Source organism: Catonella morbi ATCC 51271 (assembly GCF_000160035.2).
In the GTDB taxonomy this organism is placed as follows: Bacteria; Bacillota; Clostridia; order Lachnospirales; family Lachnospiraceae; genus Catonella; species Catonella morbi.
In genome coordinates this window covers 591,493-603,505 of record NZ_KI535367.1, presented here as the reverse complement: position 1 = coordinate 603,505, position 12,013 = coordinate 591,493, and the positions used below count along the sequence as shown (strand labels likewise).

7 protein-coding genes are annotated in these 12,013 nt (G+C 31.8%); 6 read left to right on the top strand and 1 reads right to left on the bottom strand.

Annotation, left to right across the window (positions count from 1 at the left end):
• Positions 1 to 179: 179 nt before the first annotated feature.
• From GCWU000282_RS06290 to GCWU000282_RS06265, 6 genes are all read left to right on the top strand, one after another.
• Positions 180 to 1,466: a VapE domain-containing protein gene (locus GCWU000282_RS06290; protein ID WP_035039862.1), complete on the top strand. Its 1,287-nt coding sequence runs from the start codon at positions 180 to 182 to the stop codon at positions 1,464 to 1,466.
• 609 nt (positions 1,467 to 2,075) lie between these two features.
• Complete coding sequence (locus tag GCWU000282_RS17035; RefSeq protein WP_023354206.1) at positions 2,076 to 2,468, top strand: hypothetical protein; 393 nt, start codon at positions 2,076 to 2,078, stop codon at positions 2,466 to 2,468.
• A 252-nt stretch (positions 2,469 to 2,720) separates the two neighbouring features.
• Positions 2,721 to 4,856, top strand: a complete 2,136-nt coding sequence (locus GCWU000282_RS06280) for a Dam family site-specific DNA-(adenine-N6)-methyltransferase (protein ID WP_023354205.1) — start codon at positions 2,721 to 2,723, stop codon at positions 4,854 to 4,856.
• Between the two features lie 17 nt (positions 4,857 to 4,873).
• Positions 4,874 to 6,871 carry an AlwI family type II restriction endonuclease gene (locus GCWU000282_RS06275; RefSeq protein WP_023354204.1) on the top strand — a complete coding sequence of 666 codons (1,998 nt, stop codon included), beginning with the start codon at positions 4,874 to 4,876 and terminating at the stop codon, positions 6,869 to 6,871.
• Positions 6,872 to 6,925: 54 nt separating this feature from the next.
• Positions 6,926 to 8,407: a hypothetical protein gene (locus GCWU000282_RS06270; protein WP_023354203.1), complete on the top strand. Its 1,482-nt coding sequence runs from the start codon at positions 6,926 to 6,928 to the stop codon at positions 8,405 to 8,407.
• A gap of 4 nt (positions 8,408 to 8,411) precedes the next feature.
• A complete protein-coding gene (locus GCWU000282_RS06265; RefSeq protein WP_023354202.1) occupies positions 8,412 to 10,727 on the top strand; it encodes a DUF262 domain-containing protein in 2,316 nt (771 codons plus the stop codon).
• Between the two features lie 409 nt (positions 10,728 to 11,136).
• Here the strand turns inward: GCWU000282_RS06265 and GCWU000282_RS06260 are convergent, their stop codons facing one another.
• A complete protein-coding gene (locus tag GCWU000282_RS06260; RefSeq protein ID WP_023354201.1) occupies positions 11,137 to 11,679 on the bottom strand; it encodes a hypothetical protein in 543 nt (180 codons plus the stop codon).
• Positions 11,680 to 12,013: the final 334 nt, after the last annotated feature.

Here is a 12,013-nt window from a genome sequence, read left to right as displayed (position 1 = left end):
AATGCTTAATGCTGAACCTATAATGGAATACTGGCTTGACATCCTGTGTATGGGAACAGAAAAAGACAGGCAGGAATTATTTTTGCTTGGAAGAAAGGGGGTGGATAGGCTTGCAGAAACTGTTGGAAAATCATACAGAAGAATCGTGGAATGCAATAGAAGAAGTGCTTGACAGTGAAATGCTTACTGTTGATGATGTCAGGGAAGAACTTTTTAAGAATGACAGGGGAGAGGCATACCAGACAATAAGTAACTGTATGCTCATATTTCAAAAAGATCCATTGTTAAAAGGTGCTATAAGAAAAAATGAATTAACAGACAAGGTGGATATTGTGAAGAATCTTGGCTGGGACAAAAACTCTGCAGGGCTTACCGATACAGACGTATATCAGATTCACTGGTATCTTGAAAAGAATTATGGGATAAAGAATGAGCGTAATATAAACAAGGCTATGAACATTATAGCAAGCGAAAACCGTTATCACCCAATCAGGGAATATCTGAAAGCCTTGGAATGGGATGGCAGACCTAGGGCAGATAATCTATTATCAAAATATCTGGGAGCAGATAATAATGGTTATACAAAAGAGATTACACACCTTCTTATGCAGGCGGCCATTCACAGGATATATGAGCCGGGGTGTAAATTTGAAATAATGGTCTGCCTTGTTGGAGGACAGGGGGCAGGGAAGTCAACATTTTTTCGTTTCCTTGCCTTGCAGGATGAATGGTTTTCAGATGACTTAAAACGGATGGATGATGAAAATGTTTACCGCAAAATGCAGGGTCATTGGATTATAGAAATGTCTGAAATGATGGCGACAGTAAATGCAAAAAGCATTGAAGATATTAAATCCTTTATCAGCAGACAGAAAGAAACTTACAAAATACCCTATGAGACTCATCCTGAAGATAGGCTAAGGCAATGTGTATTTGTAGGCACATCCAACAATATGGACTTTCTTCCACTTGACAGGACAGGGAATAGAAGATTTGCTCCTGTACTGGTTCACGCTGAAAGGATTGAAAAGCACATCCTGGAAGATGAAGAAGAATCAAGAGAGTACATCAGGCAGGCCTGGGCAGAGTCAATGGTGACATACAGAAGGAGCAGGCACGAGCTGAAACTATCAAAGCAGACAGAAGAATATCTGAAAGAAATGCAGAAAGAATTTATGCCGGAAGACAGTAAAGTTGGTCTTATTCAGCTTTGGTTAGACAATTTCATTGGTGATTATGTTTGCAGCCTTCAGATATACAAAGAAGCCTTCCATCATGAATTTGATACTCCTAAAGACTGGGAACTCAAAGAGATAAATAACATCATGAACAACCGTATTACAGGTTGGGAGAAAGTTTCCACACACCGTTTTAAGGATTATGGAATCCAAAGAGGCTGGCATCGTATGGCCGATGATAAAGGATTTCAGAAAGCAGATGACAGTATGAAGGTACCATTTAAATAAAAAGTTTTTTCATCGCTGTTTACAAATTCTGTTTACATAGGCCTGTATACAGAATGTAACAAATCTGTTTATGCTGAAAGCCTTTAGAATCAAGGGTTTGCAGATTTGTAAACCATGTAAACGGAAAAATTTCAAAAAACCATTTGTAAACAGAATATGTAAACAAGAGAGCAGGGAATAAAAATTGCCCTGTTCTGTTTATGTTTTGGAGTATTATATTTACTCAGCCATCATAGAATGTAATGGCGCAGCTTGACATCGAAGATGTCATTCTAAAGGGATTGGGGACTTCCCCAACAAGCAGAAATGCGCTCGTGTGTGTACGAGGGCACTGCTTGCGAACTTTATACCGAATTCAGAATAACGAAGTTAAACTGAAAATAAAGCTTTGGAATAAAAGGCTCTTTCAAAAATATTAGATATCAATTTTATAACAGTGCAAACATCAAAACCATTATCGTCATATACTTAAATATGACTAATTTAAAAGTTCGCTCCTACCGAACTTTGTACGGTTATTGGGGAACGATTTTTGTTCACGATCATTCTAAAATAATTATTGTAAATTAAAGTAAGAATAAAATTTATGATAAATGGGAGGATTGGTTTATGATAGAAATGAATTTAATTCAAGCTTATGGGAATTTTTCTGCTGAAAAAAGAATAGATATTATTAGAAACAATTATCCAAATTTTCTGGAAATCGTTGATGGATACATAGAAGGACTCTGCTATATGATTGAATATGAAAGGGGAAGTAACGGATTTGGAGAAAGAGATAATTTAGGGATGGAAATACAGATTGGCAATATGAAAAGTGAGTTTATGCAAAAGAAAGCAATAAGAAATGTACTCACAAGAGAAGCCCTGCTTAAGTGTGATTTTTCTGGAGATGTGCTGGATGGGGTGGAAAAGTCCGAGGATTATATTAGGGATGCTAAGATTTTAAGGGAGATGAGAAGGGATTATAATGTTTTTAGAAGTCAGCTGGGAATGGATTGAGAGAGGTTTGGGAGGGATATGAGTAAAGCGATTATTTTAAGTGAGATTGTAGGTGGAAAAGGATAATGTTTCGAGATAGTATTGTAGAAGATGGTTGTGGTAAAACAAAGGGATGAAGGTTTCATGTAATTAGCATCCATTTTATAATAAATTATTCAATAATTTGATTGAAAAGCTGCTAAATAATGATATAATAGAATAAAAAGTGTCCAAAAAATGATAAAATTTGTTGCATAAGATGGAGATGAAAATATGAATTATTCTGCAATACAGTTAGCAAGAAAATTAGATATTTCCAGGTCATATTTATATTATCTAAAAGATAATGCTGCGATAGAAGTTGAAGTCAATGATAATGGAAGAATAGTTTGGAATGAGGAGGCTTATCTCAAACTTAAGGAATATATAAAAAAGAACAAAGAAAATATTGCTGCTAAAACAGAGGGGATAGTTAGAGAATATAAAACTACAAAAATCAATAATCGGAGATATTTAGGAAATAAATATAAATTGCTTCCATTTATTAAAAGAGTGGTTGAAAATGAATGTAAAAACATAAATACTGTTGCGGACATCTTTGCAGGGACCGGGGCTGTAGCCTCAGCGTTTACTGATAAAAAGCTTATTACTAATGATATTATGTATAGCAATTATATATGTCATGTTGCTTGGTTTAGTAATGAAGAATATTCAGAAGATAAAATCATCAACCTCATTACAGGTTACAACAATTTGTTCGTTATAGAAGATAATTATATGAGCAACAATTTTTCAAATACCTACTTTTCTCTAGATGATTGCAGAAAAATAGGATATATTAGGCAGGATATAGAGGATAAGTATAATGCTTATGAAATCAATGAGAGAGAAAGAGCCTTACTTATAACATCGTTGCTGTATGCAATGGATAGAATTGCCAATACCTGCGGACATTATGACGCATATAGACAAAGAGTTAATTTTGAAAAACACTTAGAATTATATGTTCCTAAGCCTGAATCTAATCTTAATGAAAATAATGTTTGTTATAATATGGATACAAATAAGCTTGTACCGGAAATAGAAGCTGATTTAGTTTATATCGATCCTCCATATAATTCGAGGCAGTATTGCGATGCATATCATTTACTGGAGAATGTTGCCAGATGGAATAAACCGGAAGTATTTGGAGTTGCAAAAAAAATGGACAGAACTGACTTAAAAAGTGATTATTGTACTTCGAAAGCAACCGCAAGCTTTGAGAATCTAATTAGTTCCATACATGCAAAGTACATTCTATTGTCATACAATGATATGGCAAATAAAGGGAATGACCGCTCAAATGCAAAAATAAGCGATGAAGACATCATGAGAATTTTGAGAAAGAAGGGTGAAGTAAAAGTTTTTGCTGAGGATTATAAGGCATTCTCTACAGGAAAGTCTGATATAAAGACAAATCAGGAACGATTGTTTTTATGCATATGCAGCAATGAGAAAAAAGAGGTTATTCCATCAGCTTTAAATTATACAGGTGGTAAATATAAATTACTTTCACAGATACTCCCATTGTTCCCTAAAAATATCGATAAAATGGTTGACTTATTTTGTGGGGGATGCAATGTTGGAATAAATGTTGAATGCGGTAAAGTATTGTTTAATGATAACAATAAATATCTTGTTGGTTTGTTAGACATATTTAGGAAACTGCCTAAGACTGAAATAATACAATGGGTATATAGTGCCATAGATAAATATGGGTTATCTCTCGTGAGTGAAAATGGCTATGATTATTACAATAGTGAAAGCTCGAATGGATTAGGGGATTATAATAAGTTAGGCTATAATAAGCTAAGAGAAGATTTTAATAATAAATTAGAGAAAGATGATGAATATTACTTAATGTTATATTTATTAATTGTATATTCTTTTAATAATCAGCTGCGGTTTAATCGAAAAGAAGAATTTAACTTACCAGTAGGCAAGAGGGACTTTAATTCTAAAATGAAAGGAAAGTTGGAAGCATTTATTGATAGGATTAAGAGCAGTGATTATAAGTTCACCGTAGATGACTTCAGGAATGTAAGCATGGAAGGATATACGGACAAAAGTTTTTTTTATGCTGATCCACCATATTTAATTACTTGTGCTACTTATAATGAACAATCCGGGTGGACGGAAAAAGATGAAAGTGACTTGCTAAGGTATTTGGAAGAACTTGATAAGAAAGGGATTCGTTTTGCTTTATCTAATGTACTGGAAAGCAAGGGGAAGATAAATACTATATTATGTGACTGGGTAAATAAAAATAAAAAATACAGAGTAATTCCGTTAAATTATGATTATTCTAATTCAAATTATCACACAAAGAAAGATGGAGTTACCAAAGAAGTATTGATTGTAAACTACTGATTGGAGAGGGATGTTTTATGGCTAAAAGGATTGGGTTTAAAAGTTACTGTTGGTCAATAGGAACGACAAGTTATCGTACAGACAATTTCAACTTGAGTATAGAAAAACAGTTACAGTTATTAAAACAGTTTAGAGAAATTGAAGAAAATACTAATAAGGAATGGAATGGTAATAATGAGTTTCAGACAGAATATTATAATTTTTTAAGAGAAAGCGGATTTGTAAAAGGTGAAGCAGTACGTCCGGATAAGGATGCAAGAGAAAAAACTTCAGGATTAAGAGATATCGGTCTGCTTGATGATGAACGAAATGTAACGGAATCGGGATTGGAATTGCTAAAAATTGCAGCGTTAAATGACTTTTCGTCTGATAACTTTTTGGAGATTCCAAAAGATAGTTATTTGTATTTCAAACAGTTGCTTAAAACATCTAATGTTATTGAAGGCAAGATAGTGAGACCATTTGTTGTCTTTTTATATTTAATAAATGAATTGGAATATCTTACAAATGATGAATTTACATACTTATTGCCATTATGTATAGACGAGAATACGACAAAAGATATTATTAGTAGTATAAAAAGACATAGAGTGGCTGGTAAAAAACAGTTTGATGACATTATCTTATCGGTTCTAATGGAAAAGGATAATTATAAGCAGGCATTGAATTTACTAAAAACAGAACCGATATCGGAAGAATTGATATGTAATGTTGGAATCAATAGAAAGAGTGCAAAGTATGATAAACCATACTATAAATTATATACAATACTAAAGAAGATAGTTCTTTCAAAAGATAATCTAGCATTAGAGCTTTATGAAGCTACAAAGAAATTGACTAACAGTAAGGTTGGTGGAGCTTGGAGAAAGTATTTCTTTAATAGTAATGTGAGAAGTGTAATAGTAAGAGAAGGCTTATCAGTACTAAATGCTGTTCCTATATTACAGGCAACATCAGAAAAAACCTTTGACGAAGAATTTTTTAAGATAATGCATATTTTTAAGGCAAAGGCAACATTATCAGATTACTTTGATCTGAACAGGAGATACTTTAAGATTACAGATATAGTTTTATTTGAGGATAACAAGGTAAAGCTTGATGTATTGCCAGAATGTTATATTGATATGATATCTGACCGATTATTAGATATTGCTTTCTGTAAGACAGAATTATTGCAAAAAAATGCTCCATTAAAAGCTATTGCTACATTCTTTGATATTGACATTTATGAGTTATATAAGAGATTAGGGCAGGCTCTTGGCACAAGTATATCTAATAAAGAAATGGCTAGAAAGGTTATTAAGGATGAAAGATACGAAAGATTTAATAAGCTCATAGATGATAAGTTTGATAAAGATACTCTTATCAACTTATTTAATGCCTTTGAGCGCAGAAATGATGATGAAATAAGGAACATGGTTACAGATAATGCTGATATACCTACAATATTTGAATATGTGCTTGGTGTTGCATGGTATATAGTCAGTGAGAGAAAAGGCGATGTTCTTGAATATATGAATTTATCTTTAGAAGCTGATTTATTGCCTAAAACCCATGCTGGCGGCGGAGAAGCTGATATAGTATGGAAGTATGATAAGACAGAGGTTTATCCTAAGCACACTTTGCTTATAGAGGCAACTCTGGCAGATGGTTCAAACCAGCGAAGGATGGAGATGGAGCCTGTTTCAAGACATTTAGGAGATTACTGCTTAGCCCATCCGGAAGATGAGGCTTATTGTGTATTTATAACAACATACCTAAACAATAATGTGATATCGGATTTTAGAGCCAGAAAGTATATGGAGTACTATAACAATGCAGGGGAGTATATTAAAGGAATGAAGATACTTCCAATAGAGACTAAGGAACTGAAGACTTTATTGAAATTTGATGTCAAATATCCACAAATATATAAAATGTTTGATACTGCTTACCATAGTGAGGGAGCTCCTAAAGAGTGGTACGAAAATAATATCGTAAAAGAGACTGGAATGTATAATGGGAAGGGCGTGTGAGATTTAGTATATATAATACTTATAAAAATATAGAAAGGCTAAATTTATTGAAAAATGATACAAGATAAAAAATATAACCAGTTTGAGAAGAACAAAGCAAGGCATATTTCAATATCAAAGGCCGTAGATATGCTGACCACTAAACGTTATGAATCAACCTGTGTAGAGAGGGATTATGTAAGAAATATATATGACTATTACACAATTACCATGGATGATAGTAATAATAGTTCTGAAGCAAAGAGAATAGATGTCCAATATATAAGGGAATGGGAAAAAATGCATGACTCGTGTGTTGGAGTCAAGAGAGCTGAAGAATTGGTTGTATGCTACTTGTGTGGACCTGAGCCCAATAATGATTTTGAGGAATTTATTGTAAAAGGAGTGTTGCCACAAAACATATGGGCATTTGAATCTGATAGTAAAGTATATAGCATAGCCCTTAAAACATTTAAAGAGGATGTGTACCCACAACCACGCATTATTAGGCAGAATATCGAGACATTTATGAAAGATACTCCAAAACAATTTGATATAATTTATATTGATGCTTGTGGAAGTATTCCGTCATCACGACATGCACTTAGATGCATTACTAGTATATGCAAATATCAACGATTAGTTTCGCCTGGGATAATTATATCAAATTTTACTGAGCCTGATGAAAAAGATATACCTGAATATTTAGATTTAGTTACATTATACTTATATTGTAAGAGTAATCCAATTACAGACACTGAGTTTTTAAAAGAACAAGAATATTTAAGCTATAAAGCGAGAGTTAAAGATAATTTTGATGAATATTATGGAGATTTTATTTCATCCGTCCTGAGAGATATTCCTGCAATTGTTGTTCCACTTCAAAGATTAAGTAAAAACTCTTACATAGATAAGCTATTTAAAATTAACGATGTGGAAAATTCGGATTTTCAATATCTAAAGAAGTCAGAAAAGCATGCATTCTCCAATTTTATTATGCTTGTTGAGAATTTAAAGAACATTAACATTAATATTCAAAAGATTAATGAGTTATATAATGAATTTGATGGGATAGAAGATATAATTAAAGGGACAAAATATCTACTTAAAATTGGAAATTGCAAAGAATTTGAAAACAAGAACTTAAGTCTTTTGAAAGAAATGTTTGAAAAAAATCAAGTTTATCAATTTTTGGATAAACCTCATTTTAACATGATATATGATGTTATTATAAATCAGTTAATAACACCATATCACAATGTTGTAGAAAAAAATATAAGGTTATTATATAAAGCAAAAATAAAAAAAATGTATACAGATATAACTGTATATGATGAATGCAGGTATATCTATGAATGGCTTCCTGCTGCAGATCAAATTTATGGAGCATTTCGTAATATATCTTGGCAATATATATTTAGATTTGGAATGGATGGACTTATAAAACAGAGATCTAAATATAATAATGAGTTTTTGTATCAAGGATCAGTTATATCAAATAATGAAAAAGGATTTTTACAAAAATCGATGAAAGATAGAGAAAGGATAGAAGGTTAATAAAATGGCAAATATACAATTGGATTATTCAGATATAGAAGATATTTTCAAAGAAAAACTAAAAATAGAAAATATTGTAAAAACAATTAAAACAACTTTTTTTAATGAAAGATATTTAGATAAAGTAGATTATAAACCATATTTTCAAAGGAATTATGTTTGGGATGATGAGAAAGCTAGCTATTTTATAGAAAGTATTATACTTGGAACCGAAATACCACCTCTTGTGATGTTTAATGGTAAAACGAAGAAGGAAGTAATCGATGGTAGACAACGTTTTGAAACTATAAAAAGATTTATTGAAGATAAGCTTATTTTGAAAGATAATGGTTTGCATACTTTAAAAAAACTAGTGGGGAAAAAGTATAGCCAAATATCTTCGGATATTCAAGAAAATTTTAAGGTTACAAGGATAAGAATTATTGAGTTTAGCGTAGTGGATGAACCTAAATTAGAAGAAGATAAAGAGGATAAAATAAAAAAAGAAATATTTAGAAGATACAATTCTGGAATAACTCCATTACAGAAGTACGATATTGAGAGGGCTGCATATATTTCAGATGAGCTAACAGAACTGTTAACTAAAAAGATTAATGACGATAAAGTATTATATGATTTTCTTAGAGAAACCATTCTTCCAATTAGTAAAAGAAAAAACAATTCGAGAGATATGGTGAATGTATTGGTTGGAATAACACGAAGTTTAATTGCATTACCATATATTCCAATTTCAACATATGCTAGAGCTACATCTAAAGCGGATATAATTAACAAGACATACCATAATGTTACATCAAATAATACATATGATAAAAATATAAACATAGTGTCTTCATTTACGGAAAAAGTTTATCTGATAAAATCTTTATATAAAATAATGAATGATGAAAAAATAAATGCAAACAATTTGTTTTTTGAAGTAAATTTCTGGGCATTTTCAATCTTAGAATTGGAAAAAAGTAATATTTGTGATAAACATATTGAAGATATTGCAGCTGCATATTATTGTCAAGATGGCAATGAAGATATTTGGAAGGATATTTCTATTGATGATAAGACAATATACTCAGTATTTGAAAAGACAGGAAGTCATTATTACTCAAGCATTAACAGGAGATATAAATATGTGGCAAATATTTGTAATAAAATTTTTAATATAAACTTTTCGAAATATTTGAAAGGAAACCTCCAGTTTGAGGAAGGAAAAGAGAGTGAGGAAGTAAGTTATTATAAATTAAATAAGCCATTACCCGAGTCATTAACGATTGAAGATATATTGGCTGATATGAAAGAAAATAAGTTTATGATTAGGCCAGAATATCAACGATCAGAGGTTTCCAATATTTCAAAAGCCTCTTATTTAATGGAGAGTATTTTACTTGGAGTGAGTATTCCACCGATATTTATTTACAAAAGAAATGATAAAATTAAGGAAGTTGTAGATGGACAACAGAGGCTATTAACTATAATAGGATTTCTTGGGAAAACATATTTGAATGAGAATGGAGAATTCACAAGTTCAACGAAGGATAGATTCAAATTGTCTAGATTGCGCATATTAACTAATTTGAATGGAAAGAATATAGATAAAATTGGAGAAGATTATGAGAATAAGGTATTGGATTTTCCACTTGATGTGATAGAAATTGATGAAACTCTAAATCCTGGGTTCAGTCAAATAGACTTATTTTTAAGATTGAATTCTAAGCCATATCCAATTAAGCCAAATACATTTGAAATGTGGAATGCATATATAGCGAAAGAAGTTACAGCTGAGGTTAAAGAAATTGCAAGTAAATATGCAGATCGAGTATATCGTAAAAGTGATAATAGAATGAAACTAGAAGAACTAATCATTTCATTGGCATATTTAGAATATAAAGTAAAAGTTGACAATGTAAAGGTGTCAAGTGTACTAAATATATATGTAAAAAATGGTAAATTGTGTTCAAGAATAAAAAATAAAGATGATATTACAAAGTTTTTAACGGATATCTCTAACGGAGATTCAAAAATGTTTCTAGAAAGCTTAAATGAAGTTAAGATTTTTACAAAAAAAATAGAATCACTTGTGAAAGATGATCTGGATTTTAGAAAAATGGTACAACACTCTAAAAAATCAGCACCATATAAAACGGATCAGAATTTTTACTTTTTATGGTTAATGACAAAAAATGTATCCTTGCAAGAGATTCAAAGTAATACAAGTGCTTATTTTGAAAAAATAAAAAGCAATTTTGAGGAAATGCAGGACATACAAAATTTATCTTCCATTGATAATTATGTAGAAAAGATTGAAAACCTTTACATAAATAAATGATGATAGCCTATTTGATTAGATATATTACATTATGATTAAGCTTAAAGAATTGGCTTAATTCAGAAATAATATCATGTACTTTCCTCTGGCTCTATCCTGGCTCTAAAAATTCTCAAAAAATAAATTAATGCTGAAAAAATAGCGATATATACCACAAAAACTGCCTAAAACTATCCTCAACCACCGCATTTCACCCACCGTAGAACCGTGAGGGTGGTAGAACAGTTGGATCAGGTAAGGTTGCTACTATCGTTGAGTAATATTAGCTGATTGGCTATAAATACAGAATAATGAAGCCCTCCAGGGATGACCTTGGGGGGCTTTGTTGAACTTGTAGTGCTTTAATAAGTAAAATGAGTTTGTCACAAATATGATTCTACATATAGAAAATTAAAAATGGATAATATCATTATTTTGCCTTATTCCAGAAAAAACATAGTCCGTTATATGTATACTCACAAAGTGTCGGATAATCGTGGGTATATCTTTCCTTCTCGAGAAAAGCCAAGTTGCCTTTATCCTCAGACTTGGCAAAAGCAGATGCATTGTAGCCTTTCTTAGAAAGTTCAAGAGCGTGAGGAAAACTATCCTGCATAGCGCCTACATAGGCAAAACCTCCCCCTGCATTTACAACAGCAATTTTTTTGCCGGATTTACCCCTAAAGTAAAACAATCCGGTATTTTTCTTAGAGGGATCAATCTTTAGCTCACTTTTGGAATAAATATTGTAAAAAATAGCCTTACCTGATTCAACCTGAGACTTCATATAGTTTACAATTTCAACAGTTTTATCCGGAACTATATTATTGTACCATGTAAGTCCCAGGGTTCCGAGCGTATTACCGCTCATATATCCGCTATTTACCGGGAAAATCAGTTTTCCGTAATCATCGAACACCGGATCACTTATCACATCTGAAATTAATGTATCCTTAGTATAACTTATCTTCACTTTACCTGCCTTATCTTTATTTTTATTTCTTCTATTATAAGATTTCTTATTGGGCTTTGCGGGTAGTTTCTCTATTTACCTTTGTAACAGAAAAATTTGCAGAATTTATATTGCATCCACAAAGGATTAATAATATTACAACACCCAAAATGATATGCTCCCTTCTAGGTAGACAAGAGAAAAAATAAAATCTCTTACTGCCTGGAAGGGAGCATTTTATGTCTAAAAGCAAGATATCACATTCAGAGAAATTACAGACAGTATATCTGATATTAGAAGGTAAAGAATCACTCCGACATGCTGCTGTCAGATTGGGAATCAGTCTCTCCTCCAT

What these genes read in the sequence shown, in the direction of transcription:
- GCWU000282_RS17035 (WP_023354206.1), top strand. Translation starts at nt 2,076, where the DNA reads ATGATAGAAATGAATTTAATTCAAGCTTATGGGAATTTTTCTGCTGAA.
- GCWU000282_RS06265 (WP_023354202.1), top strand. Translation starts at nt 8,412, where the DNA reads ATGGCAAATATACAATTGGATTATTCAGATATAGAAGATATTTTCAAA.
- GCWU000282_RS06280 (WP_023354205.1), top strand. Translation starts at nt 2,721, where the DNA reads ATGAATTATTCTGCAATACAGTTAGCAAGAAAATTAGATATTTCCAGG.
- GCWU000282_RS06275 (WP_023354204.1), top strand. Translation starts at nt 4,874, where the DNA reads ATGGCTAAAAGGATTGGGTTTAAAAGTTACTGTTGGTCAATAGGAACG.
- GCWU000282_RS06290 (WP_035039862.1), top strand. Translation starts at nt 180, where the DNA reads ATGCTTACTGTTGATGATGTCAGGGAAGAACTTTTTAAGAATGACAGG.
- GCWU000282_RS06270 (WP_023354203.1), top strand. Translation starts at nt 6,926, where the DNA reads ATGATACAAGATAAAAAATATAACCAGTTTGAGAAGAACAAAGCAAGG.